This window comes from Brevibacterium sp. S111 (genome assembly GCF_004745075.1).
In the GTDB taxonomy this organism is placed as follows: Bacteria; Actinomycetota; Actinomycetes; order Actinomycetales; family Brevibacteriaceae; genus Brevibacterium.
Map to the genome: position 1 here is coordinate 161,525 of NZ_RHFH01000010.1, position 25,719 is coordinate 187,243.

Annotated in this window: 25 protein-coding genes; all 25 read right to left on the reverse strand. The window is 67.6% G+C overall.

Features of this window, described 5'->3' with window-relative positions; all coding sequences use genetic code 11:
* Position 1 precedes the first annotated feature (1 nt).
* Entirely contained in the window at positions 2-1,591 is a 1,590-nt protein-coding gene (gene trpE, locus EB836_RS12975) for an anthranilate synthase component I (RefSeq protein WP_346763091.1), read from the reverse strand.
* Entirely contained in the window at positions 1,581-1,937 is a 357-nt protein-coding gene (gene hisI / locus EB836_RS12980) for a phosphoribosyl-AMP cyclohydrolase (protein WP_135541051.1), read from the reverse strand. The genes trpE and hisI overlap by 11 nt, the downstream gene beginning before the upstream one ends.
* Complete coding sequence (gene hisF, locus EB836_RS12985; RefSeq protein WP_135541053.1) at positions 1,934-2,698, reverse strand: imidazole glycerol phosphate synthase subunit HisF; 765 nt, start codon at positions 2,696-2,698, stop codon at positions 1,934-1,936. The genes hisI and hisF overlap by 4 nt, the downstream gene beginning before the upstream one ends.
* A gap of 9 nt (positions 2,699-2,707) precedes the next feature.
* Positions 2,708-4,210 (reverse strand): carboxyl transferase domain-containing protein, encoded by a 1,503-nt coding sequence (locus EB836_RS12990; RefSeq protein WP_135541055.1) that lies wholly within the window; start codon positions 4,208-4,210, stop codon positions 2,708-2,710.
* A gap of 11 nt (positions 4,211-4,221) precedes the next feature.
* Positions 4,222-5,427, reverse strand: a complete 1,206-nt coding sequence (locus tag EB836_RS12995) for a CaiB/BaiF CoA-transferase family protein (protein WP_135541057.1) — start codon at positions 5,425-5,427, stop codon at positions 4,222-4,224.
* 2 nt (positions 5,428-5,429) lie between these two features.
* Positions 5,430-5,891 (reverse strand): PH domain-containing protein, encoded by a 462-nt coding sequence (locus tag EB836_RS13000; protein ID WP_135541059.1) that lies wholly within the window; start codon positions 5,889-5,891, stop codon positions 5,430-5,432.
* Complete coding sequence (hisG, locus tag EB836_RS13005; RefSeq protein WP_135541060.1) at positions 5,872-6,711, reverse strand: ATP phosphoribosyltransferase; 840 nt, start codon at positions 6,709-6,711, stop codon at positions 5,872-5,874. Before hisG ends, EB836_RS13000 begins: the two co-directional genes overlap by 20 nt.
* Positions 6,712-6,761: 50 nt before the next feature.
* Complete coding sequence (locus tag EB836_RS13010) at positions 6,762-7,025, reverse strand: phosphoribosyl-ATP diphosphatase (RefSeq protein WP_135541062.1); 264 nt, start codon at positions 7,023-7,025, stop codon at positions 6,762-6,764.
* 170 nt (positions 7,026-7,195) lie between these two features.
* Positions 7,196-7,861: a nicotinamide mononucleotide transporter family protein gene (locus EB836_RS13015; RefSeq protein ID WP_135541064.1), complete on the reverse strand. Its 666-nt coding sequence runs from the start codon at positions 7,859-7,861 to the stop codon at positions 7,196-7,198.
* Between the two features lie 48 nt (positions 7,862-7,909).
* Positions 7,910-8,572 carry a ribulose-phosphate 3-epimerase gene (rpe, locus tag EB836_RS13020; RefSeq protein ID WP_135541066.1) on the reverse strand — a complete coding sequence of 221 codons (663 nt, stop codon included), beginning with the start codon at positions 8,570-8,572 and terminating at the stop codon, positions 7,910-7,912.
* A gap of 3 nt (positions 8,573-8,575) precedes the next feature.
* Entirely contained in the window at positions 8,576-10,129 is a 1,554-nt protein-coding gene (locus EB836_RS13025; protein WP_135541068.1) for a transcription antitermination factor NusB, read from the reverse strand.
* A 5-nt stretch (positions 10,130-10,134) separates the two neighbouring features.
* Positions 10,135-11,079, reverse strand: coding sequence for a methionyl-tRNA formyltransferase (locus EB836_RS13030; RefSeq protein WP_135541069.1), 945 nt, complete (start codon positions 11,077-11,079; stop codon positions 10,135-10,137).
* A gap of 29 nt (positions 11,080-11,108) precedes the next feature.
* Positions 11,109-13,196 carry a primosomal protein N' gene (locus EB836_RS13035; protein ID WP_135541071.1) on the reverse strand — a complete coding sequence of 696 codons (2,088 nt, stop codon included), beginning with the start codon at positions 13,194-13,196 and terminating at the stop codon, positions 11,109-11,111.
* A gap of 15 nt (positions 13,197-13,211) precedes the next feature.
* Entirely contained in the window at positions 13,212-14,417 is a 1,206-nt protein-coding gene (metK, locus tag EB836_RS13040; protein ID WP_135541073.1) for a methionine adenosyltransferase, read from the reverse strand.
* Positions 14,414-15,682 (reverse strand): bifunctional phosphopantothenoylcysteine decarboxylase/phosphopantothenate--cysteine ligase CoaBC, encoded by a 1,269-nt coding sequence (gene coaBC, locus EB836_RS13045; RefSeq protein ID WP_135541075.1) that lies wholly within the window; start codon positions 15,680-15,682, stop codon positions 14,414-14,416. Before coaBC ends, metK begins: the two co-directional genes overlap by 4 nt.
* Positions 15,679-16,014, reverse strand: coding sequence for a DNA-directed RNA polymerase subunit omega (rpoZ, locus tag EB836_RS13050; protein WP_240689955.1), 336 nt, complete (start codon positions 16,012-16,014; stop codon positions 15,679-15,681). Before rpoZ ends, coaBC begins: the two co-directional genes overlap by 4 nt.
* Positions 16,015-16,026: 12 nt before the next feature.
* Entirely contained in the window at positions 16,027-16,590 is a 564-nt protein-coding gene (gene gmk, locus EB836_RS13055) for a guanylate kinase (protein ID WP_135541078.1), read from the reverse strand.
* Between the two features lie 19 nt (positions 16,591-16,609).
* Positions 16,610-16,921, reverse strand: coding sequence for an integration host factor, actinobacterial type (gene mihF, locus EB836_RS13060; RefSeq protein ID WP_135541080.1), 312 nt, complete (start codon positions 16,919-16,921; stop codon positions 16,610-16,612).
* 176 nt (positions 16,922-17,097) lie between these two features.
* Complete coding sequence (gene pyrF / locus EB836_RS13065; protein WP_135541082.1) at positions 17,098-17,955, reverse strand: orotidine-5'-phosphate decarboxylase; 858 nt, start codon at positions 17,953-17,955, stop codon at positions 17,098-17,100.
* Positions 17,955-21,230, reverse strand: coding sequence for a carbamoyl-phosphate synthase large subunit (carB, locus tag EB836_RS13070; RefSeq protein WP_135541084.1), 3,276 nt, complete (start codon positions 21,228-21,230; stop codon positions 17,955-17,957). Before carB ends, pyrF begins: the two co-directional genes overlap by 1 nt.
* Before the next feature lie 10 nt (positions 21,231-21,240).
* On the reverse strand, positions 21,241-22,401 hold the full coding sequence (gene carA, locus EB836_RS13075) for a glutamine-hydrolyzing carbamoyl-phosphate synthase small subunit (RefSeq protein WP_135541086.1): 1,161 nt from the start codon (positions 22,399-22,401) through the stop codon (positions 21,241-21,243).
* Positions 22,398-22,892: a hypothetical protein gene (locus EB836_RS13080; protein WP_135541088.1), complete on the reverse strand. Its 495-nt coding sequence runs from the start codon at positions 22,890-22,892 to the stop codon at positions 22,398-22,400. The genes carA and EB836_RS13080 overlap by 4 nt, the downstream gene beginning before the upstream one ends.
* A complete protein-coding gene (locus EB836_RS13085) occupies positions 22,877-24,190 on the reverse strand; it encodes a dihydroorotase (RefSeq protein ID WP_135541090.1) in 1,314 nt (437 codons plus the stop codon). The genes EB836_RS13080 and EB836_RS13085 overlap by 16 nt, the downstream gene beginning before the upstream one ends.
* Positions 24,183-25,163 (reverse strand): aspartate carbamoyltransferase catalytic subunit, encoded by a 981-nt coding sequence (locus EB836_RS13090; RefSeq protein WP_135541092.1) that lies wholly within the window; start codon positions 25,161-25,163, stop codon positions 24,183-24,185. The genes EB836_RS13085 and EB836_RS13090 overlap by 8 nt, the downstream gene beginning before the upstream one ends.
* Complete coding sequence (gene pyrR / locus EB836_RS13095) at positions 25,160-25,711, reverse strand: bifunctional pyr operon transcriptional regulator/uracil phosphoribosyltransferase PyrR (protein WP_135541093.1); 552 nt, start codon at positions 25,709-25,711, stop codon at positions 25,160-25,162. The genes EB836_RS13090 and pyrR overlap by 4 nt, the downstream gene beginning before the upstream one ends.
* Between the last annotated feature and the right edge of the window lie 8 nt (positions 25,712-25,719).

Below are 25,719 nucleotides of genomic sequence, written 5' to 3' on the forward strand. Positions count from 1 at the left end.
ATCACTCCTGGCTTTCGGCCGTGCCGGACCCGGCGTTCGCTGTCGCAGACAGCGCGTTCGCAGCGGCGGCGGCACGCAGCACGGCTGCGGCTTTGTTCTCGGATTCCTGATATTCGGTTTCGGGCACAGAGTCGGCGACGATTCCGCCGCCGGCGTAGACGCTCATCGTGCCGTCGCGCAGGACTCCGGTGCGGATGGCGATGGCGAGATCGAGGTCACCGGTGAAGGACATATAGCCGACGACGCCGCCGTAGATGCCGCGCCCGACGGGTTCGAGTTCGTCGATGATCTGCAGGGCACGCGGCTTCGGCGCACCCGAGAGAGTGCCGGCGGGGAAAGTCGCGCGCAGCACGTCCACGGCGGTCGTGTCCGGCTGGAGTTCGCCGCGCACGGTCGAGGAGATGTGCATGATGTGGCTGTAGCGGACGATGTCCATGAAGTCGCTGACGTCGATGGTCCCGGCCCGGCACACCTTCGCCAGGTCGTTGCGTGCGAGGTCGACGAGCATGAGGTGCTCGGCGCGTTCCTTCTCATCGGCCAGCAGCTCACGGGCCAGACCGTCGTCGGCTTCGGGCGTCGCCCCGCGGGGACGCGAACCGGCGATCGGATGGGTGACGACCTCGCCGGAACGGACGGTGACGAGGGCTTCGGGTGAGGAGCCGATGATGCTCACCGGGGCTCCCGCGTCGTCGTGGAGGTTGAGCAGGTACATGAACGGGCTCGGGTTCGAGTGCCGCAGCATCCGGTACACGCTCAGCGGATCGGCCGCACACGGCGTATCGAAGCGCTGTCCGACGACGACCTGGAAGATCTCCCCCTCGACGATCTTCCGCTTCGCCTGTTCCACTCCGTCGAGGTAGACCTGCCGGGGGGTGCGCAGGGTCACCTCGGGGTCGGGCCTGCGGACGTCGATGATGTCGGCCGGGCTGGGGGCGCGGAGGCGGTCGAGCATCGATTCGATCCGCTCGACTCCGCTCGCGTGCGCCTCGTCGATGCCGGTGTCGGCGCCGTTGACGTTGAAGACGTTGGCTACGAGGGTGACCATGCCCGAATAGTGGTCGTAGACGGCGATGTCGCCCGGGATCATCAGCTGCACGGTCGGCAGGTGGTGTTCGTTGGGGCGCGGGGGTCCGAGACGTTCGAAGCGGCGGATGATGTCCCAGCCGAAGTAGCCGACGAAGCTCGAGACCATCGGCGGCAGGTCCGACTCCCCGGCATCGACGTCGAGCAGTTCGAGAGCGGCGGTGACCGCCTCGAGCACATCGCCGTCGGTGGGGATGCCCACCGGCGGGGTGCCGGTCCAGCGGAAGCCGTCCTCGGTGGACAGGAGCGTGGCCACGGGCGCCGATCCGATGAAGGAGTAGCGGGCCCAGGAGCCTGCGACGGCGGATTCGAACAGGAAGCTGCCGGGACCACCGTCGGTGAGTTTGCGATAGAGGCTCAACGGGGTTTCGGAGTCGGCGAGCACCTGCGTGTGCACGGGCACGAGCCGGTGTTCGGCTCCCAGGGAGCGGAACTCCTCGAGGCTGGGGCGGATCGGCAGCTGCTGCGGATCCGGCATGCGGTCGCTCGACACGTGTTCAGTCGGCACTGATCGTCCTTCCGGTGAAGCAGGTCGGTGTGTTCGTGTGACAGGCGGGTCCGGTCTGGTCGACGAGGAGGAGCAGGGCATCGGCGTCGCAGTCGAGGCTGAGTGAGCGCACATGCTGCACATGTCCGGAGGTCTCCCCCTTCACCCAGTACTCCCGGCGGGACCGTGACCAGTAGGTGGCGCGCCCGGTCGCCAATGTGCGCGAGACGGCCTCGACGTCCATCCAGGCGAGCATGAGCACCTCCCGGCTCGTGGCCTCCTGGACGATGACGGGCACGAGACCGGCGGAGTCCGGGCGGATGAGTTCGCGCCAGTTCTCCGGGGTGGCGTCGATGTCCCTGCTCATCGGACCTCGATCCCCTCTGCCCGCAGCGCGTCCTTGACCTCGGCAATGCTCAGGGTCCCGAAGTGGAAGACGCTGGCGGCCAGCAGCGCATCGGCTCCGGCGGCCACGGCCGGGGCGAAGTGTTCGACCCGACCGGCCCCGCCGGAGGCGATGAGCGGCACATCGACGGCCGCTCGGGCGGCGGCGATGAGTTCGAGGTCGAAGCCCTCCCGGGTGCCGTCGGCATCGATGGAGTTGAGCAGGATCTCACCGACCCCGCGTTCGGCGGCCTCACGGATCCAGTCGATCGCGCAGCGGCCGGTGCCTTCACGGCCGCCGCGGGTGGTGACTTCGAAGCCCGAGGCCGTGCTCGTTCCCTGCGTGCGGCGGGCGTCGAGGGAGAGCACGAGGACCTGGTTGCCGAAGTGCCGTGAGATCTCACTGATGAGTTCCGGGTGCGCGACGGCCGAGGTGTTGACAGAGACTTTGTCGGCACCGTCGCGCAGGAGCCGGTCGACGTCATGGACGCTGCGCACTCCCCCGCCGACGGTGAGCGGGATGAAGACCTCTTCGGCGCAGGCGCGCACGACGTCGTGGACGGTCTCGCGGTCGCCGCTGCTGGCCGTGACGTCGAGGAAGGTGAGTTCGTCGGCCCCGGAGATCCCATAGCGTTTGGCCAGCTCCACGGGGTCCCCGGCATCCTTGAGGTCGGCGAACTTCACGCCCTTGACGACGCGACCGCCGTCGACGTCCAGACAGGGGATGACTCTGACAGCTACCACGCAGACCTCCTAGATTCCCAGGCCCCGATAGCGATCCATCCTGCGGGCCAGTCGGCGGCCCGATGGTTCGCGCATGAGCGAGATGAGTTCGAATTCGAGTGTCGCACCGACCCGAGAGACGAAGTCGAGCGGTTCGTCGCTGGCATCGGGATGCTCGGCGATGATCCGGTCGACGACACCGGTGGCTTGGAGCATGGGCGCGTGCACACCCTGGCTCTGCGCCATCTCTGCGGCTCTCTCCGTCGTCCGATGCACGATCGCCGAGGCGCCCTCGGGCGGCAGGGGTGAGAGCCACCCGTGCTCGGCGCTGAGCACCCGGTCGGTCGGGATCAGCGCGAGTGCTCCGCCCCCGGATCCCTCACCGAGGATGAGCGATACCGAGGGGGCATCGAGGTTGGCGAGGTCAGCGAGGCTGCGGGCGATCTCGCCGGCGATGCCGCCCTCTTCGGCGTCCTTCGACAGGGCCGCGCCCGGGGTGTCGATGACCGTCACGAGCGGCAGGTGCAGCTCTGCGGCCAGACGCATTCCACGGCGGGCCTCACGCAGCGCGGCCGGTCCCAGAGGGGCCCGGGAATCCTGCCGGAACCGGTCCTGTCCGAGCACGATGCACGGGGCGGAGCCGAACTTCGCCAGCGCCAGCAGCAGTCCCGGGTCCTTCTCGCCTTCGCCGGTGCCGTTGAGCGGCAGCACGGTGTTCGCGGCGGTACGCAGCAGGTCGCGGACACCGGGGCGTTCGGGACGGCGGGAACTCGTGATCGCCGCCCAGGCGTCGGAGTTCGGGTCGACCGTCGCCGGTGCGGTGTCCGGGTCGGCCACACGGGCCGGGATCTCCTTGGCTCCCATGAGCACGTCGAGGACTCGGGAGACCGTGCCGGCGATGCGTTCGGGACCGATGACTGCGTCGACGATGCCCATCTTGTGGAGGTTCTCACCCGTCTGCACGTTGTCCGGGAACTTCTCCCCGTAGATGGCTTCGAACACGCGGGGGCCGAGGAAGCCGATGAGTGAACCGGGTTCGGCCACCGTCACGTGGCCCAGCGAACCCCAGGAGGCGAAGACTCCGCCGGTGGTCGGGTGGCGCAGGTAGACGAGGTAGGGCAGACCGGCCCTGCGGTGAGCGACCACGGCGTTCGTGATCTTCACCATCGACAGGAACGCGATGGTGCCTTCCTGCATCCGCGTCCCACCGGAGGCCGGTCCTGCCAGCAGCGGCAGCCCTTCGAGGGTGGCGCGTTCGATGGCGTCGACGAGGCGCTCGGCGGCGGCCACGCCGATCGATCCGGCGAGGAAGCGGAACTCTCCGGCGATGACGGCGACCCGTCTGCCCTCGATGGTGCCCTCACCGGTGATGATCGCTTCGTCGACTCCGGACTTCTCGGCCGCGGCAGCGAGCTCGGCGGCGTACTCCTCGGAGACCCCGCCGGCCGGGCTGATCGGGGTGGTGTCCCAAGAGCGGAAGGATCCCTCGTCGAGGACGATGTCGACGAGTTCGTGTGCGTTCAATCGTGGCATTCGCGCACCCCTCAGTTTCCGCCGGCGAGCCACGCCGCGATCGACTCGGCGTCTTCGTCCAACAGCGGCGGAGCATCGTGGGCGGTGCGGGTCGTCTCGACCTCGCTGGAACCCTCGGCGTCGAAGAAGCGCAGCGGCGGTCCGGGCAGATCGATGTCGCCGAGCACCGGGTGATCGACGGAGACCTTGAGACCCTGGCTCAGTGCCTGATCCCACTGGTAGACCTCGGGCAGGGTGCGCACGGTGCCCGAGGGGATTCCCGCCTCGGTGAGCTTCGCCAGCAGATCTTCGGCGTCGAAGGCTGAGAACCGGTCTTCGATGAGCTCGATGAGTGCGGGACGGTTGGCCACGCGGGAGGCGTTGTCGGCCAGCCCCTCGGTGGCGGGGTCGATGTCGAAGGCCGCGCAGAACTTCTGCCACAGGTTCTCGTTGCCCACGGAGATCTGCACTGCACCGTCACGGCAGGTGAACAGTCCGTACGGAGAGAGTGAGGGATGGTGGTTGCCGCCGGGCTGCGGTTCCTGTCCGGCCACCGTCGCCCGGGTGCCCTGGAAGGCGTGGACGCCGACCATGCCGGCGATGAGCGAGGTGCGCACCACCTTGCCCTTGCCGGTGCGTTCGCGTTCCAGAAGTGCCGCGAGCACGCCGTAGGAGCCGTAGATTCCGGCGAGCAGGTCGGCGATCGGCACGCCCACCCGCTGCATGTCGTCGGATCCTGAGCCGGTCAGCGACATGAGGCCGGCCTCGCCCTGGGCGATCTGGTCGTAGCCGGCGCGGGAGGCTTCGGGGCCGTCGTGGCCGAACCCGGTGATCGAGAGGATGACCAAGCGCGGGTTGATCTCCATGCACCGGGCGGTGGAGAATCCGAGCCGGTCGAGGACGCCGGAGCGGAAGTTCTCGATGAGCACGTCAGCGCGGGCGATGAGCCCGGTGAGAGTGTCCTTGCCCGTTTCGGATTTGAGGTCGAGGGCGATCGACTCCTTGTTGCGGTTGCAGGAGAAGAAGTAGGTGGCCTGCGGGTTGTCCTCGGGCCCGACGAAAGGAGGCCCCCAGGAGCGGGAGTCGTCTCCCCTTCCCGGGTTCTCGACCTTGATGACCCGCGCACCGAGGTCGCCGAACATCATTCCGGCATGCGGTCCTGCCAGGGCGCGCGAGAGATCGACGACGGTATAGCCGGTCAGCGGCCCCGTCGCGGTCTCCGGTGTCTCATTCGCCATTCCTATTCCTCCTTGAAGTGGGTGCTTCTGCTGATGAGCATACGCAATCGTGCGACCTCCGCATGGGCGCGGGGTCCATCGGCATGCTGGATCGCCATCACCGCGCAGGTGGTGCCGTCGCTGAGATCGAGCAGCGGCCAGGGGTCGTCGCCTTCGGGTGAGAACGCCACCCCGAGGATCTGTCCCCAGTCGAAGCGGTGGGTGCGCACCATGTTCTTGACCACGAGCCCCTTCTCGGTGGGGCGGGCCTGGATGTCCGCGATGCGCAGCAGGGCGAGGCCGAAGAGGACGCCGAGCAGGTTCATCCACACCATGTCGAGCACGGTCCAGGGCTCCCAGTCCACGACGAGCAGCGCCACGGACAGGATCAGGAATCCGAGCGTGACGGCGATGGCGCCGACGATGCCGATGATGCGCACCTGTCGGGGCCGGAAGACGGCCAGATCAGATTCGGCAGGCGCCAATGTTCGTCACCAGAATCGCGCGGGCACCGACACCGTAGAGTCGGTCCATCACGTTGTTGACTTCCTTCGCCTCGACCATGACGCGCACGGCGACCCATCCGGTCTCCTGCAGCGGTGAGACGGTCGGGGATTCGAGACCGGGGGTCAGCGAGATCGCCTCGGGCACGAGACGCTGTTCGATGTTGTAGTCGACGAGCACGTACTGGCGGGCGACCATGACGGATTCGAGGCGGCGTTTGAGCACCCCGATGCGGTCTTCGGCCCCGGCACGCTGGATGAGCACGCCTTCGGATTCGAGCAGCGGCTCGCCGAAGGTCTCGAGCCCGGCAGCACGCAGCGTCGAGCCGGTTTCGACGACATCGGCGACGGCGTCGGCGACGCCGAGCTGGATCGAGACTTCGATCGCGCCGTCGAGCTGCACGGTCGTCGCGTCGATGCCGCGCTCGGCCAGGTCGGCGGAGACGAGGTTCGGGAAGCTCGTGGCGATGCGTGCCCCTCGCAGCTCCTCCGGGGAGGTGAAGCTGCCGACGGCGCCGGCGTAGAAGAAGCGGGAGGCACCGAACCCGAGGCCGAGCACTTCCTGGGCCTCGGCCTTCGATTCCAGCAGCAGGTCACGGCCGGTGATGCCGGCGTCGAGGATGCCGGAGCCGACGTAGACGGCGATGTCGCGTGGACGCAGGTAGAAGAGTTCGACCCCGTTGACTTCATCTTGATGGACCAGCGTCTTGGTTCCGCGTCGAGTGGAGTATCCGGCCTCGCTGAGCATTTCGGAGGCGGCTTCGGACAGTGCGCCCTTGTTGGGCACGGCTACACGCAGCATGGGGTCCCTTTGGAGTTCGATGTGGTCGGAGTGGAGTTCGCAGGAGCGTCTCAGAGGTGGGCGTTGACGTCGTCGAGGGTGAGTCCCTTGGCGATCATCATCACCTGCACGTGGTAGAGCAGCTGCGAGATCTCCTCGGCGAGCTCGTCCTCGGATTCGTATTCGGCGGCCATCCACACCTCGGCGGCCTCTTCCACGACCTTCTTGCCGATCGCATGGACTCCGGCGTCGAGTTCGGCCACGGTCTTCGAATCGGCTGGACGATCGTGGGATTTCTGCAGGAGTTCGGCGTAGAGAGAGTCAAAGGTCTTCACCCGTCCAGCCTAATGCATCGTCTCGGGGTGAAGCATGCGGGGTCTCACGTTGCGAACCGCACCGGCGGGCGCTGCCGGCGATGTCCTGGCTGCGGGCCCAAGCAGGCGCTGTCTGCGATGACCAGCCTGCGGGCGCCTGCACACCGTCGCAGCGAACTCCCGATCGCAGTTCAGGCTTCGGGGTCGCGGCCGATGTCGGTGGCCGAGCGGTGCGGTGCCGAGATCGTCTGCCTCGAGCGTTTCGACCAGTCGATGAGGCCGAGGATGACCATGATGAGGAAGACGAGGTAGACGGCTCCGGAGAACACGAGCCCTCCGGCCACTGCCAGGGGGATGCCCACAAGGTCGACGGCCAGCCACACGAACCAGAACTCGACGATCGCCCGCCCCTGTGCGTACATCGCGACAACCGAGCCGATGAAGATGTAGGCGTCGGGGTACGGATTCCATGACCAACCGCCCTGAGCGAGCACCCAGCCGAAGACACCGGTGCCGATGAGCAGGCCGGCCACGAGCAGTCCGCGCTCCTTCCAGCTCGCCCACCTGACAATGACCTCGCCGGAGGCCTCTTTCGACTTCTTCCATTGCGTCCAGCCCCAGACGGCGGCGACGATGATGACGACCTGCCGGGAGGCGTTGCCTCCGAGTCCGGCGGAGATGCTCGCGGAGAACAGCAGGATCGACCCGAGGATCTGCACCGGCCAGGACAGGATGTTGCGTCGCAGAGCGAGCACGACCGTGGCCAGTGCGCAGATGTTGCCGAACAGATCGGAGTAGGGCACGGGTTTGCCCAGCAACTCGAATGCGGGGGTGTTCAACCAGTCGAACAGGTCCATCGGCGGCTCTCCTGAGAGGGTGGGCCCGGGGTGGGCGGCCCGGTGCGGTCAGTGGGTGTGGGCTTCGGCCAGGGTGCGCAGTTCGCTGATCGCCGCGGCGGCATCCTCGGCTCCGTAGACGGCGGAACCGGCGACGAGGACGTCGGCGCCGGCGTCGACGACACGGTCGATCGTCGACGCGGACACTCCCCCGTCGACCTGCAGACGGATCTCCAGGCCGGAGGCCGAGATCGCCTGCCGGGTGCGGCGGATCTTCGGCAGGCAGAGATCGAGGAACTTCTGTCCGCCGAATCCGGGTTCGACGGTCATGATGAGGATCTGGTCGAACTCGCCGAGGAGGTCGATGAACGGTTCGATCGGGGTCGCCGGTTTGAGCGCGAGGCTCGCTTTGGCACCGAGCTTGCGCAGCTCACGGGCCAGGCGCACGGGTGCGGCGGCCGCCTCGGCGTGGAAGGTCACCGAGGCACAGCCGATCTCCGCGTACACGGGAGCGTTGCGGTCGGCATCGGCGATCATCAGGTGGGCGTCGAGCGGGATCGGGGAGATCGCGCGGATGCGTTCGACGACGGGCGGGCCGAAGGTGAGGTTCGGCACGAAATGGTTGTCCATCACGTCGATATGGGCCATGTCCGCGGTGCTGATCTTGTCGAGCTCACCGCGCAGGTCGGAGAAGTCCGAGGACAGGATGCTCGGGTTGATGTCGATTGCCATGGGTCATTTCGCCTTTCGCAGGAGAGCGAGGAACATTCCATCGGTGTTGTGCACATGGGGCCACAGCTGAGCGCAGCGGCCCTCACCTCGGGAGACCGAAGCGAACGACTGCGCCTGTGTGCCGGTGATCGCCTCGAGCACGGACGGAGCATCGAGGAACTCGACGTCGTCGGTGCCGGACTTCGCTCGTCGGCGCAGGACCTCGTCGACGATGAGCACGGTTTCGGCGAAGTGCGGTGAGCACGTCGAATACGCCACCACACCCCCGGGCGCGCAGGCGTCGAGGGCGGCGCCGAGCAGCTCGGACTGCAGACCGGACAGGGCGGTGATGTCCGAGGGCTGTCTGCGATAGCGGGCTTCGGGCCGCCGGCGCAGGGCGCCGAGACCGGAGCAGGGCACGTCGACGAGCACTTTGGAGTAGGGTCCGCGCACCCGGCGGCCGTCGCGGACTTCGACGCTGACGTTGTCGAGGGCCTGAGTCGAGTCCCGGACGAGTTCGGCGCGGTGGTCGCTGGAGTCGAAGGCTTCGAGCCGGACCGATTCTGCGGCGGCCGCGGCACCGAGGACCGCGGCCTTGCCTCCGGGCCCGGCACACAGGTCGGCCCAGGGACCCGCAGGAGCATCGACCTCGGCCAGGGCGAGAGCGACGAGGGCCGATCCTTCGTCCTGGACGCGCGCCCGTCCATCGGCCACGGCCCGGACATCGCGGGGCACAGCGGTGTCCATGGTCACGCCGATCGGTGACAGCTCGGTCGCGTCGCCGGGCAGCTCGCAGCGGTCGATGAGTCCGGGCAGAGCGCTGAGTCCGACCCTGGCGGGAGCGTTGTCGGCGATGAGCAGAGCTTCGAGCTCGTCGGCATCGCATTCGTGGCCTTTGAGTGCTTGGGTCAGTGCCCGCACGATCCATTCGGGGTGGGAGTGTTCGATCGCCAGTCGTGTGGTCTCGGAGACGTTCGCGGTGACCCGCGCGAGCCATTCGTCGTGATCGGCTTCGGAGATGCGGCGCAGCACCGCATTGACGAATCCCGCGGTCTTGGCCGCCGAGCGCTTGACGACGGCGACGGTCTCGGACAGGGCCGCATGGTCGGGGACTCGCATCGACAGCAGCTGGTGGGCGCCCAGACGCATCGCGGCCAGGGGTTCGGGGTCGATCTCGTCGATGGCGCGGGAGGCGGCGATCGTGATGACCGCGTCGTAGAACTTCTGCCGCCGCAGCGCCCCGTAGGTCAGTTCGGTGGTGAAGGCGGCGTCCTGGGCGTTGAGATGGGTGCGGGCGAGTTTCGCGGGCAGGAGCAGGTTCGCATAGGCGTCCTTCGTCGCGACGTCGAGCAGGACCTCCCAGGCGATCCGCCGCGGCAGGTTCTTGCCGATGCGTTCGTCCTGCGGCGCTTCGCGGCCCGGGCGGCCCCGGTCGCCTCTGCGATTGCCGCCTCGGCGGTCGCTTCCGCGGCCCCGGTCGTCGCTGCGGCGGTTGCCGCCTCGGCGGTCGCTTCCGCGGCCCCGGTCGTTGCCTCGACGTCCGCCCGGGACGCCGCTGTTGCCTGAAGTCTCGGCCATGGCTCTTATGCTTCCTGCTCGGTGTGCGGATCGAAGGTGATGTCGCCGTGACCGCGCAGGAAGTCACCGGCGTCCATGCGGGGCTTGCCGAAGGGTTGGATCCCGGCGACCGTGACCCAGCCGTCCCCGCAGCGCAGAATCGGGGTCCTGTTCCAACTCGTCAGGGTTCCGACCGGTGCGGCTGCCATGGCCTCCTCGGTGGTTTCCGGGGCGAGGGCGAGGCCGAAGAGCTTGGTGCGTTTGCCGTTCAGTTCCACCCAGGGGCCCGGTGCCGGGCTGGTGCCGCGGGCCCGATCGACGACACGGTCGGCGGGAGCCCGCAGGTCGAGGTGGGCGTCGGCGACGGTGATCTTCTCTGCACAGCTGGCCGCACCGGTCTGCGGAGTCTCCACTGCGGTGCCGGCGGCCAGGCTGTCGAAGGCGGTGACGAGTTCGACCGCTCCGCGGCGGGCGTAGTCGTCGAGGGCCGCTGCGACATCCGGGTGGTCGAGGTCGAGTTCGAGGCGGCGGAGCACGGGCCCGGTGTCCATGCCTTCGTCGATCCGGAAGACGCTGACTCCGCTGCGAGCCGCACCGTCGATGAGGGCCCGCTGCACCGGGGCCGCCCCGCGGTAGGCAGGCAGCAGGGAGAAGTGGAGGTTGTACCAGCCGAGCCGGGCCGTGCTCAGAGCAGCAGGTCCGGCGATGGCGCCGAAGGCCACCACGGCGACGGCGTCGACCTCGAGGGCGCGCAAATCGGAGATGACCTCTCCGCGCAGCCTGTCGGCCTCGATGACGGTGAGTCCGAGTTCGAGCGCCCGGGTCTTCACCGGTGACGGGGTGAGCACCCGCTTGCGCCCGACCGGGGCATCGGGTCGGGTGAGCACCGCACGGATGCGGTGCTCGGATTCGGCGAGGGCCTCGAGGGCGGGAACTGCGACATCCGGGGTTCCGGCGAAGACGATATCCACGCCTCGGATTCTACTGCGTGGCCGAGTCGTCACAGTGACCGGGGATCGTCGATGCGTGCCCGAACCTGCGGCTGCTTCTTCGCCGAGCGGGATGCGGTGATCTCGGCCATTCGGGTTCCGATGCGATCTCCCGCCGCAATCGGGTAGGCGCAGACGCTGCGCTGACCGTCCTCGGCTTCATCGCGCAGCAGCTCGTCGATCTCGCCCACCTCACCGATCTCGGTGAGGACGGCATCGATGTCGGTGCCGGCTCCGGTGAGTTCGAGGATGCGCCGGTAGGGCGGGAACCCCAGCACCTTCCTGTCGGCCAGTTGACGGGACATGAAAGTGACCGGATCGAAGGCGGTCAGGGTCGAGCGGATGAGTTCGTCTTCGTCACCGAGATAGACGGTTCCGCCCTGTTCGCGCGAGCGCACGAGCGCGGCGGCGCGCAGCCGCCTGGCCACGCTCTCGTCGATCGAGCGCATCCACGGTCCCGGCCACAGGGAGTCCAGCAGGATCGCCGCCGCATAGCCGCCGAGCACATAGGGTTCGGCGCCGGTCGTGGCGACGACGAGCCGCGGCGTCTCGTCGAGGACTGCGGAGATCTCGTCTCCCCCGGATTCGATGATCTCGGTGTCGGGCAGCGCCCGGCGCAGCTCTTCGACGGTGCGGGCCCGCCCGCGCACGATGGAGCGCACCTGGTTCGACCGGCAGCGCGCGCAGCTGAAGGTCTCCGAATGGTATCCGCAGGCACGGCAGGCGAAGGGTCCGACCTCGGATTGGGTGGTCAGCGTCTCCTGACAGCGCGGGCAGCGAGCGACTTCCTGACAGCGGGCGCAGGCGAACACGGGGTAGTACCCGGAGCGGGGCACCTGGACGAGCACGGGCCCGGGGACTCCGCCGTCGCGCGGTCGCGGTCGCAGGGCGGTGCGCATGATCTGCCATGCCCGGCTGGGGATGCGCTGCCAGGCGAAGGGGTCGCGGTCTTCGTCGGGGACGAAGACGAGGGGGGCGGAGTGTCGGCGTGCCGGCCCGGTCGGGGTGATGTCGGCCAGCCATCCGATCTCGACGAGGCGCTGCACCTCGGCGCTGCGGTCGGTGGAGACGAAGAACAGCTCGGTGTCCTCGATCGTCGAACGCAGCAGGCTGACCTCGCGGGCGTGCGGGTAGGGGGCATGCTGGTCGAGGTAGTTGCGGTTGGCATCGTCGGTGCAGATGATGAGGCCGAGATCGCGCAGCGGCGCGAAGGCCGCGGCGCGGGTGCCGATGGTCAGGCGGGTGTGGCCGAGGAGGCCGCGCAGCCAGGCCTGCCACCGCTGTTCGGGTGACTGGTCGGCGCTGAGCACGGACACCTCGGTGATCTCGGCGGCGGTCAGGCTCGCCTGCAGGACCAGGAGTTCACGGTGATCGGGCACGAGCCACAGCACGGACTTCCCGGCCGCCAGAGTCTGGCGTGCTGCGGCCAGTCCCGCCCGGATCCAGCTCATCCCGGGCGTCGCACCGGGGGTTGCGGCCAGGACACGTCGCCGCGGAGTCTGATCGGCAGGCGGCGGATCGATCTCGGCGTTGAGGACCCAGTCGCCGAGGCGGCCCAGCAGATTCGTGCCCCCGCCGGCTTCGTCGTCGGCCGGTGTGCCGTCACCGGTCTCCGGTTCCGCCCGGGAAGCGTCCCGCGACCGGTCAGGGGCGTCTGCCGGTTTCGGGTTCTGGGACGTCTCGGCTCGAAGGACGGTCTTCTCGCCTCGCGCGTGGCGGGGCGGGATCGCCAAGCGGAGGACATCGGCCAGGGTGCCGCCGTAACGGCGCGCCGTGGCTTCGCACAGGGCGAGCAGGTCGGGGCCGAGGACCTGCACGGGGCCGCTGAGGCGTTGGATCGTCGCGAGCGGTCCCAGGTGGTCGGAGGAGTCGACCCGTTCGACGAGGTAGCCGTCGCGGAGCCGACCGGCGAACTTCACCCGCACTCGTACTCCGGGCAGGGCCGCCTCGGCGAGCTTTTCGGGCACGGCATAGTCGAAGGTCCGTGCCAGGTGCGGGACGGGATGGTCGACGAGCACGCGCGCGACCGGGTTCTCAGACGCCAGCGGCACCTGGCCTTCGGCCGAGGTGCCGGTGTCGATCGGAAGGGGTTCGTCCACTCTGGAACGCCAGGCTCAGTGGGCGGACACGGCGCGCAGCAGGTCGTCGGCGCGGTCCGTGACCTCCCAGGTGAAGTCCGGCAGCTCACGACCGAAGTGGCCGTAGGTCGAGGTCTGCGAGTAGATCGGGCGGAGCAGGTCGAGTTCGGCGATGATCATCGCCGGGCGGAGGTCGAAGACCTCACGGATGGCGGCGGAGATCTTCTGGGGATCGACCTTCTCGGTGCCGAAGGTCTCCACGTAGAGGCCCATCGGGTCGACGCGGCCGATGGCGTAGGACACCTGGACCTCGGCACGGTCGGCGAGTCCGGCGGCGACGACGTTCTTCGCCACCCATCGCATCGCATACGCGGCCGAACGGTCGACTTTCGACGGGTCTTTGCCGGAGAAGGCGCCGCCGCCGTGGCGGGAGAAACCGCCGTAGGTGTCGACGATGATCTTCCGCCCTGTCAGTCCGGCATCGCCCATCGGTCCGCCGGTGACGAAGGGCCCCGCCGGGTTGATGTGGATGTTCGCCTCACTCGTGTCGAGGCCCGAACCAGCGAGAACCGGGTCGATGACCAGTTCCCTGATCTCGGAGTGCAGCTGAGCCTGGTTCGTCTCGGCCGAATGCTGGGTGGACACGACGACGTTCTCGATCGTCACGGCTTCGTCGCCGTCGTAGCCGAGGGTCAGCTGAGTCTTCCCGTCGGGGCGCAGGTAGTCGAGGCGTCCCGATTTGCGCACCGCAGAGAGCTGCTCGGCCATCCGGGAGGCCAGGTGGATCGGCAGCGGCATGAGCACATCGGTGGAGTTGTCGGCGTAGCCGAACATCAGCCCCTGGTCGCCAGCACCGAGGCTCGTTCCGTGGTCGTCGGAGGCGACGGCTTCGCGGAAGTCCAGCGGGTTCGTGACTCCGGAGTGGATGTCCGTGGACTGGCTGCCGATGGACACGGAGACTCCGCAGGAACGGCCGTCGAAGCCGGTGTCGGAGGAGTCGTAGCCGATTCCGGTGATGAGGCTGCGAACGATTCCGGCCACATCGGCGTAGGCGGCGGTGTTGACCTCACCGGCGACGTGGACGAGTCCGGTGGTCACCATGGTCTCCACGGCCACCTTGGCGTTGGGGTCCTGCGCCAGCAGGTCGTCGAGCACCGCATCACTGATCTGGTCGCAGATCTTGTCGGGATGTCCCTCGGTGACGGACTCGGATGAGAAGAAGCGAAGATTTGATTGAGTCACGGTGTCGATTCTAAGTGGGTGAGCTGTTCGGCCAGGGTAGCAATGACCTTTTGTGAAACATCGTCTTTCGAACCCTGGAATTCCTCACCGACGGTGATCTCACCGGCGGCGGAGCCGATGATCTGAACCGCGGTGTGGTCGTGACCGAAGGCACGGTCGTCGGAGACGTCGTTGAACACGAGCAGGTCGACGCCCTTGCGCTCGAATTTCGCACGGGCGTAGTCGAGGGCTGTCGTCTGTGCGTCTCCGGTTTCGGCGGCGAAGCCGATGATGAGCTGGGTGCCGATTCGGTCATCGACGAGGCCGCGCAGGATGTCCGGGTTCTGCACGAGACGCAGCGTCAGACCGTCGTCGCCGGTCTTCTTCATCTTCGACTCGGTCGTCTCCTCCGGTCGGTAGTCGGCGACAGCCGCGGCCATGATGAGGGCATCGGCGTCCGGCTGGGAGGCGCGCATCGCCGTCTGCAGCTCCAGGGTGGATTCGACCGGGGTGACGGTGGTCCCTGCGGGCAGGTCGGTGAGCAGCCCGGAGTCGATGTTCGCCGCCACGAGTTCGACTTCGGCGCCGGCGGCTCGGGCGGCTCGGGCCAAGGCGATGCCCTGTTTGCCCGAGGAGCGATTGCCGAGGAAGCGGACCGGGTCGAGGGCCTCACGGGTGCCGCCGGCGCTGATGACGATGCGGCGGCCGTCCAGGCTCTGCCCAGCGTGTCCGGTGCCCGGGGCCGCGTCGGCCGAGCCTGCGGCATCGGCGACGGACAGGGCGTAGGCGACGACGTCCTCGGGTTCGGGCAGCCGTCCGGGGCCCGAATCGGGTCCGGTGAGTCGGCCGACGGCCGGTTCGAGGACGTGGACTCCCCTGGCGCGCAGGGTCGCGATGTTGGCGACGGTGGCGGGGTTCTGCCACATCTCCGTGTGCATGGCCGGTGCCACGACGACCTCGGCGGTGGTGGTCAGGACGGTCGCTGTCAGCAGATCGTCGGCGATTCCCGCGGCGATCTTCGCGATGAGGTTCGCGGTCGCGGGAGCGATGATGACGAGTTCGGCGTCCTGCCCGATGCGGACATGGTTGACGGTGTCGATCTCATCGAAGACGTCGGTGGTCACGGTCTGGCCGGACAGGGCCTCGAAGGTGGGGGCACCGACGAAGTTGAGCGCATTGGCCGTGGGCACGACCTTGACGCTGTGGTCGAGTTCCCGGAGTCGCCGGATGATGTGTGCCGCTTTGTAGGCGGCGATCCCACCGGCGACGCCGAGTACGGTTCTCACTGGTCGCTGAAGTCGATCGCGCCGTCGTTGCTCACGGGTGCGGGCGTCTCGGTCTCCGGTACGGCCTGGAGGAAGTCCTCTTCGGAGACTTCGCGGGCGACGATCTTCGACTCGTTGACCTCACGCAGAGCGATCGACAGCGGCTTCTCGTTGGTGCCCGGGGTGACGAGGGGACCGACGTTTTCGAGCAGTCCCTCCTGCAGCTGGGCGTAGTAGGAGTTGATCTGCCGAGCGCGCTTGGCCGCGATCGAGACGAGTTCGTACTTCGATCCGGTGACGCTGAGCAGATCGTCGATCGGAGGATTGGTGATGCCTTCGGGCTGTGCGGGCAAGGAGATTCCCATCTAATCGGAGGTGGATATACCCATCAATGATAGGAGTTCTTCGGCCGCAGTGCGAACGTGGTCGTTGATGATGGTCACGTCGAACTCGGATTCGGCGGCGAGTTCGCGCTTCGCTGTGGCCAATCGGCGCTCCTGCTCCTCCGCGGATTCGGTGCCGCGCCCGGTGAGCCGGGATACGAGTTCGTCCCAGCTGGGCGGGGCGAGGAAGACGAACCGGGCGTCGGGCATCTTCTCCTTGACCTGCCGGGCTCCCTGCAGGTCGATCTCGAGCAGCGCCGGGACTCCCGCGTCGAGCTTCTCCTGCACCGGAGCGGACGGAGTCCCGTAGCGGTGCCGCCCGTGCACGACCGCGTACTCGAGCAGCTGGCCGGCGGCGATGAGCGCGTCGAAGTCATCGTCGGAGAGGAAGTGATAATGGACACCGTCGACTTCGCCGGGGCGTCTGGGCCGTGTGGTGGCGGAGACGGAGAACCAGACCGCGGGGTGATTCTGCCGGATGTACGTGCTGATGGTGCCTTTTCCGACGGCGGTCGGACCCGCGAGGACGGTGAGTCGATTATTCACAGATCTGAGGTTGTCACACTCAGGAATATTTCTCCAACAGGGCGGACTTCTGGTGCACGCCCAGGCCCTTGATCCTCCGTGAGGTGGCGATGCCGACCTCTTCCATCGCTGCTTCGGCGCGGCGGTCGCCGACACCGGGCAGGGCGCGCAGCAGATCGAGCACCCGCATCTTCGCGAGAGCCTCGTCGTCAGCGGCCTTTTTGAGCACGGCGGCGAGATCGGTATCACCGTTCTTCAGTGCCGACTTCACTTCGGCTCGTGCCTGACGTGCCTTGAACGCCTTGTCCAGAGCAGCGGTTCGCTGTTGCGGGGTCAACGGTTCGAGTGCCACATTATCTCCTCTGTCACCATGAACGGGCAGGTAGGGAAGTTGTCTCAGTCTAAGACAAAATCCCCGCGGAGATGCGCAACCAACGGAATTAAACTCTCCGTGGCCTCGTTTTCGTCCATCCGGGAACCGCCGCCGCCGTGTCCGCGGCCGCCGCAGCGGCCCGGACACAGGCGGCGTCAGTTCAGCATTGAGAGCGTGCGGTTGAGCTCCCGTGCAGCATCGGCCAGCCCTTCCGGTCCGGCCCCGAGCACTGCCCGGGAAGCCGTGGCGAGCACCTGTCCCGAAGCCAGGGCTTCGTCGCCGAAGACGGCCCGCAGCTCACCGATGCCCGCTCCCTGCGCGCCGACGCCGGGTGCCAGGATCGGACCCCCGCAGTCGACCGGGTCGAATCCCAGCTTCCGCGCGGCCTCTCCGATGGTGGCTCCGACGACGAGCCCGAAGGGTCCGACCGGCCCCGCGGGCTCCGCCGCTGCCGCCAGGGCCTGCGCATTGCGTTCGGCGACCTGGGTCACGATCGTCCCGGCCACGGATCCGCCGCGTCCCTGTGCGTGCTGGATCTCTCTGCCTTCCGGGTTCGAGGTCAGAGCGAGGACGAACACTCCCCTGCCATGGGCGGAGGCGAGTTCGAATGCCGGCTCCAGAGCTCCGAATCCGAGGTAAGGCGAGACGGTGATCGAATCGGCCGCCAGCGCCGAGGCGGGATCGAGGTACGCCTTCGCATAGGCTCCCATCGTCGACCCGATGTCGCCGCGCTTGATGTCGAGGACGGTGAGTATCCCGGCTTCCCGCGCCGCGGCGAGGGTCTCTTCGAGAGCGGCCACACCGGCCGAGCCGTACTGTTCGAAGAACGCCGACTGCGGTTTGACCGCGGCGACCGTTCCCTGCAATTCCTCGATCGTGCGCAGAGCGAACTCCCGCACACCGGCCGCGCTGCGCGGCAGCCCCCAGGACTGAAGCAGATGCTCGTGCGGGTCGATGCCCACGCACAGCGGTCCGTGCTTCGCCATGGCTGCGGCCAGTCGGGTGCCGAACATCAGGCGCTCCAGTCCTGCAGGCTGCGGACGTCGAACTTCTCGTCCCGAACCACTTCGAGGGAGGTCACCGCGGCGGCGAATTCGGCCAGCGTGGTGATCAACGGCACGGAGTTCGCGGTCGCGGCGGCACGGATCTCGTAGCCGTCGGCGCGTTCCTGCCGGCCCGAAGGCACGTTGATGACCATGTCGATGGTGCCCGCAGTGAGATAGTCGATGACCGTGCGGTCCTCGGCGTCGGCTTCGAAGTGCTTGTGCACCTGTGTGGTCTTGATCCCGTAGCGCGAGAGCACGGCCGCGGTTCCGGTGGTCGCGACGACGTCGAAGCCCATGTCGACGAGTTCCTTGACCGGCAGCACCATGGCGCGCTTGTCGCGGTCGGCGACGGAGACGAATACGGTTCCCGAGGTCGGCAGCTTCACTCCGGCCCCGAGGAGACCCTTGGCGAACGCGGTCGGGAAGTTGTGGTCGATGCCCATGACCTCACCGGTCGACCGCATCTCCGGGCCGAGGATCGAATCGACGATCTTGCCTTCGACGGTGCGGAAGCGACGGAAGGGAAGGACCGCCTCCTTGACGGCGATCGGGTGGTCCAGCGGCAGTGTGGACCCATCGCCCTCTGCAGCCAGCAGGTCACCGCGCAGATCCGCGATGGTCCGTCCCACCGCGATGAGTGCGGCGGCCTTGGCCAGCTGCGTCGAGGTCGCCTTCGACACGAACGGCACGGTGCGTGAGGCGCGGGGGTTGGCTTCGATGACGTGGAGGACGTCGGCGGCGATGGCGAACTGGATGTTGAGCAGTCCGCGCACCCCCACGCCTTCGGCGATGGCCTTCGTGCCCTGACGGACGCGTTCGAGGACGTCCTCGCCCAGAGTCAGCGACGGAAGCACGCATGCGGAGTCACCGGAGTGGATTCCCGCTTCCTCAATGTGCTCCATGATGCCGCCGATGTAGACCTGCTCTCCGTCGAAGAGCGCATCGACGTCGATTTCGATGGCATCTTCGAGGAACCGGTCGACGAGCACGGGACGGTCGCTGGAGATCTCCGTGGCCGTGGCCATGTAGTCGAGCAGCTGGGTGCGGTCGTAGACGATCTGCATCCCCCGCCCGCCGAGGACGTAGGAGGGACGCACGAGCACGGGGTAGCCGATGTTCTCTGCGATCGTCGCGGCCTCTGCAGAGGTCACGGCCGTGCCGTGCTTCGGTGCGGTCAGTCCGGCACGGCTGAGCACCGCACCGAATTCGCCGCGGTCCTCGGCCAGGTCGATCGCTTCGGGCTGGGTGCCGAGGACGGGCACGCCGGCGGCCTTGAGACGGTCGGCCAGCCCGAGCGGAGTCTGGCCGCCGAGAGTGCAGACGACGCCGAGGACCTCACCGGCGGCAAGCTCGGCATGGTAGATCTCCATGACGTCTTCGAAGGTCAGCGGTTCGAAGTAGAGGCGGTCGGCGGTGTCGTAGTCGGTCGACACGGTCTCCGGGTTGCAGTTGACCATGATCGTCTCGTACCCCGCCGAGGAGATCGCCATCGTCGCATGCACGCACGAGTAGTCGAATTCGATGCCCTGGCCGATCCGGTTCGGGCCCGAACCGAGGATGATCACGGCCGGTCGGTCGCGCGGCATGACCTCGGTCTCGGCGTCGTAGGACGAGTAGTGGTACGGAGTCTTCGCTTCGAATTCGCCGGCGCAGGTGTCGACGGTCTTGAACACCGGGCGTACGCGCAGCGCATGACGGATGCCGGTGACGACATCGGTGCTGAGGCTGCGCAGCTGCGCGATCTGCTCATCGGAGAAGCCGTGGTTCTTCGCGATCCGCAGCACCTGCTCGTCGAGTTCCTCGGCGTCGCGGACATGGGCGGCGACCTCGTTGATGAGTTGGATCTGATCGAGGTACCAGGGATCGATCTCGCAGGCGTCGAAGACCTCGGCAGCGGTGAGTCCGGCGGCCAGGCCCCGCTGGACGGAGTGGATGCGATCGGCGGTGGCGTGCGAAATCGCTTCGAGCACGGATTCGCGGACATCCTCGTCGGTGACGTCGGGCAGATCGGTCCAGCCGAAGGAGGAGTCCTTCTGCTCCAGCGACCGCATCGCCTTCTGCAGAGCGGTGGTGAAGTTGCGTCCCAGGGCCATGACCTCTCCGACGGATTTCATCGTCGTCGTCAGGGTCGGATCCGCGGCCGGGAACTTCTCGAAGGTGAAGCGCGGGATCTTCACGACCACATAGTCCAGGGTCGGTTCGAAGCTGGCCGGGGTCACCTTCGTGATGTCGTTGGGGATCTCATCGAGCGAGTACCCGACGGCGAGCTTCGCCGCCATCTTCGCGATCGGGAAGCCCGTGGCCTTCGACGCCAGCGCCGAGGAGCGGGAGACGCGTGGGTTCATCTCGATGGTGATGATCCGCCCGGTCTTCGGGTCGACGGCGAACTGGATGTTGCAGCCACCGGTGTCGACACCCACGGCACGGATGATGGCGATGCCGATATCGCGCATCTCCTGGTATTCGCGGTCGGTCAGCGTCAGCGCCGGGGCCACGGTGATCGAGTCACCGGTGTGCACCCCGACCGGGTCGACGTTCTCGATCGAGCACACGACGACGACGTTGTCCTTGTTGTCGCGCATGAGCTCGAGCTCGTATTCCTTCCACCCGAGGATCGACTCCTCGAGCAGCACCTCGTGGGTGATGGAGTCGGCGAGTCCGGCGCCGGCGATGCGGCGCAGGTCTGTTTCGTCGTATGCCATGCCCGAACCGAGTCCGCCCATGGTGAAGGAGGGACGGACGACGACGGGGTAGTTGAGCTCCTCGGCGGCGGCCAGAGCCTCGTCGAGGGTGTGGCAGATGGCCGAACGGGCCACCTCGGCGCCGCAGTCGACGGCGATGTCCTTGAACTTCTGCCGATCCTCGCCCCGTTGGATGGCGTCGACGTCGGCGCCGATCAGTTCGACGCCGTACTTCTCGAGCACACCCGATTCGTAGAGGGCGATCGCAGCGTTGAGGGCGGTCTGTCCGCCGAGCGTCGGCAGGAGCGCATCGGGGCGTTCCTTGTCGATGATCGTCTCGATCACCTCGGGGTCGATCGGTTCGACGTAGGTGGCATCGGCGATGTCCGGGTCGGTCATGATCGTCGCCGGATTGGAGTTGATGAGGATGACGCGCAGTCCCTCGGACCGCAGGACACGGCAGGCCTGGGTGCCGGAATAGTCGAATTCGCAGGCCTGGCCGATGACGATCGGGCCGGATCCGATGACGAGGACGGATTTGAGGTCTTGTCTCAGTGGCATGGGGTTCTCCTTAGGCCTGTGCAGCCTGGTGGGCCGGGGAAGCGGACATGAGGTCGACGAAGCGATCGAACAGGTAGCTCGAATCGTGCGGGCCGGCCGCGGCCTCGGGATGGAACTGGACGGAGAAGGCCGGGATGTCGAGGCATGCCAGACCCTCGACGACATCGTCGTTGAGACACACGTGGGAGACGGTGACACGACCGTAGTCGGCCTTGTGCGGAGCGATCGTCTCGCCTTCAAGCGGTGCGTCGACGGCGAAGCCGTGGTTCTGCGAGGTGATCTCGACCTTGTTCGTCGTACGGTCCATCACGGGCACGTTGATGCCGCGGTGGCCGAAGGGCAGCTTATAGGTGCCGAAGCCCAGGGCACGGCCGAGCAGCTGGTTGCCGAAGCAGATGCCGAAGAACGGCAGGCCGGCATCGAGCACGGCTCGCAGCAGTTCGACCTGGTCATCGGCGGCAGCGGGGTCTCCGGGACCGTTGGAGAAGAAGACTCCGTCGACGCCGATCGCCTGGATCTCCTCGAAGCTGATCGACGACGGCACGAGGTGGACGTCGATGCCGCGTTCGGTCAGGCGCTCCGGTGTCATCGACTTGATTCCGAGGTCGACGGCGGCGACGCTGAACTTCTTCTGTCCGCGGGCGGGGATGAGCGTGGGCTCGGTGATCGAGACTTCGTCGACGAGGTTGGCCCCGGCCATCTGCGGGGAGGCCCGGACCCGGGCGAGCAGTTCGGTCTCGGGCGCCTCGGCGGCGGGTCCGGAGAAGATGCCGACTCGCATGGCGCCCTTGTCGCGCAGGTGACGAGTCAGGGCACGGGTGTCGACGTCGCTGATGCCGACGACTCCGGACTCGGTCAGCCAGTCGACGAGGTCGCCTTCGGAGCGCCAGCTCGACGAGATCCGTGAGGCGTCGCGGACGACGTAGCCGGCTGCCCAGATCTGAGCGGATTCGTCGTCGGTGCGGTTGATGCCGGTGTTGCCGATGTGCGGGGCGGCCTGGATGATGATCTGCCGGTGGTAGGACGGGTCTGTCAGAGTCTCCTGGTAACCGGACATGGCGGTGACGAACACGGCTTCGCCGGTCGTCTCGCCGATGGCTCCGTACGCGGATCCGTGGAAGGTCCGGCCGTCTTCGAGGATGAGGATGGCGGGTGTGGTGGAAAAGCTCATTGTGCCTCTTCGATCATTTCGCGGATGCGGTCGACGGTGGAAGTGGTGGATGCGGCGTAACGGGCACGGAAACCCGTGTCGACGAGGGTGTCGCCGAGGCGCCAGGTGATGCGGACGATGCCTCCGCGTTCGACGAACTTCCCGATCATCCCGGACGTGGTGTCCACGGAGACGATGTCGCGGCGCGGGATGAGGAAGTCCTCGCGGCCGGCCAGGTCCATGATCACTCCCCCGTCGGTGATGACGAGTTCGCCGGTGGTGCGGATGCCCAGGCCGTGGACGGCGACGCGTTCGAGGGGATGTCCCGCCTTCGTCGTCGAGACATAGGAGCCTTCGACGGGATCGGCCACGGGGGTGATGCCCATGTGCGGCTTCGGCGGGGTCACGACCTCTGACTGGGACTGCTTGCGTCGGCTCCATCCCCACGCGATCGCGATGATCACGACGACGATGACGACGGCGACGATGAGGGTGCCTACTGATCGGTCCATGTTGCTCCTGCCGGGTGGGGTGTGGTGAGTGCCCCTGCGGCCAGAACCCGGTGGCCGTAGAAGAAGGTGTCGGTGATCCGTGCCCTGACTTCGAGACCGTCGAAGGGGTTGTTGCGTCCCTTCGTCGCGTGAGCGGACGGTTCGATCCGGTGCGGAGCGTCGGGGTCGACGAGGACGATGTTGGCACTCGCGCCGATCGCGAGGCTGCCGTGTCCGGAGGCACCGGTGATGCGTGCCGGTGTCGCCGACATCACGCGGGCGACATCGCCGAAGTCGAAGTCGTGCTCGCGCATGGCTTCGACGACGATCGACAAGGCGGTCTCCATGCCGACCATGCCCATGGCCGCTGCGGTCCATTCGCTGCATTTGTGTTCGGCGGTGTGCGGGGCGTGGTCGGTGCCGACGACGTCGATGGTGCCGTCGGCCAGTGCTTCGCGCAGCGCCTGGACATCGGCATCCGTGCGCAGCGGAGGGTTGACCTTGAAGACGGGGTCGAAGCTCCGCACGAGTTCGTCGGTGAGCATGAGGTGGTGCGGAGTCACCTCGGCGGTGACCGCCACTCCCCTCGACTTGGCCCAGCGGATGAGGTCGACGCTGCCGGCGGTCGAGGCATGGCAGATGTGCAGGCGCGAGCCGACGTGTTCGGCCAGGAGCACATCGCGGGCGATGATCGACTCCTCGGCCACGGCCGGCCAGCCGGGCAGTCCGAGCTCGGCGGAGACGGTGCCCTCATTCATCTGCGCACCTTCGGTCAGGCGCGGCTCCTGAGCGTGCTGGGCGATGATCCCGTCGAAGGTCTTGACGTATTCGAGCGCGCGGCGCATGAGCAACGGGTCCGAGACGCAGATCCCGTCGTCGGAGAACATCCGCACGCGCGCTTCTGAGCGGGCCATCGCGCCGAGTTCCGCGAGCTGCTTGCCTTCGAGCCCGGTGGTGACGGCGCCGACGGGCACGACTTCGGTGAAGCCGGCGGCTCGCCCGAGGCGGTGCACCTGTTCGACGACGCCGGCCGTGTCGGCCACCGGTGCGGTGTTCGCCATGGCGTGCACGCAGGTGTATCCGCCGGCCGCGGCCGAACGGGAGCCGCTGAGCACGGTCTCTGCGTCTTCTTTGCCGGGTTCGCGCAGGTGGGTGTGCATGTCGACGAGTCCCGGCAGGGCCACGAGGCCGGCGGCGTCGACGATCTCGGGATCGCTTCCGGCGACGAGTTCGGGGTCGACGATGCGTCCCTCGCACACGGCGATGTCGGCGACTCCGCGTCCGAGCACATCGGCTCCGCGGATGAGGTAATCAGTCATTGGTCTCCTCCTGACCGGTCAGCAGACGGTAGAGGACCGCCATGCGCACGCTCACTCCGTTCTCGACTTGGTCGAGGACGAGGGCGCGGGGTGAATCCGCTGCGGCAGCGGAGATCTCGAAACCGCGATTCATCGGTCCCGGATGCATGATGAAGGTGTGGGCGGGCAGCTTCTCGAACCTCGCGGCGCTCAGTCCCCACAGGCGCGCGTATTCGCGTTCGTTGGGGAAGAAGGATTCGTGCATCCGCTCGTGTTGGACACGGAGCATCATCACGGCCGCGAAGTCCTCGCTGCGCAGTGCTTCGTCGAAGTCGAAGTGGACGGTCACCGGCCAGTGCTCGACACCCCACGGGAGGAGAGTAGGCGGGGCGATGAGGTGGACATCAGCGCCGAGGCGGGCCAACAGGTGGACGTTCGAGCGGGCTACCCGGGAGTGGAGGATGTCTCCGACGATGGCGACCTTCGCCCCGTCGAGGCCTCTCCCCCGCGGTCCCCCGGCCACCGGCCCCGAGGCGGGGACCCCGGCCAGCGCCCGGCGCAGGGTGAATGCGTCGAGCAGCGCCTGGGTGGGGTGTTCGTGGGTGCCGTCACCGGCGTTGATGACGGGCACGTCGATCCATCCGGTGTGGGCGAGCCGGTGTGCCGTTCCCGCGCCGCCATGGCGGACGACGATGGCATCGGCACCCATCGCGGAGATCGTCTGGATGGTGTCCTGGAGGCTCTCGCCCTTCGACACCGAGGAGCCCTTGGCGGAGAAGTTGAGCACATCGGCCGAGAGTCGTTTGGCGGCGGCCTCGAAGGACAGTCGGGTGCGAGTGGAGTCTTCGAAGAAGAGGTTGACGACCGTGCGTCCGCGCAGCACGGGCAGCTTCTTGACTTCGCGTTCCGACACGAGCGTCATCTCTTCGGCGATGTCGAGGATGCCGATGGCGTCCGCACGGCTCAGGGAGGCGGTGTCGAGCAGATGCTTCATTCCCGGCCTCCCGAGATGGTCACGGAGTCCGATCCGTCGATTTCGTCCAGGCTGACGTTGACGCGTTCGCTGCTCGAGGTCGGCAGGTTCTTGCCCACATGGTCGGCGCGGATCGGCAGGTCCCGGTGGCCGCGGTCGACGAGGACGGCGAGGCGGACCTTCGCGGGACGGCCGACATCGGCCAGGGCGTCGAGTCCGGCACGGATGGTGCGGCCGGAGAAGAGCACATCGTCGACGAGGACGACGGTCTTCGCATCGATTCCTGATGCCGGGATCGAGGTCGGTTCGGGTGCCCGGTAGGAGCCGCCGCGCAGGTCATCGCGGTACATCGTGATGTCGAGGCTGCCGGCGAGTTCGGTCGCGGCTTCCGGGCGTCCCGAGATCGAGGCGATCGCCTCGGCGAGCCGGAGGGCCAGCGGGACTCCGCGGCGTGGGATGCCGAGGAGGACCAAGTCGTCGCTGCCCTTGTTGGATTCGATGATCTCATGGGCAATCCGCGTGATCGCCCGCGATATATCGGCTGCGTCCAGCACTGTTCGCTGTGTCATGCTTCCCC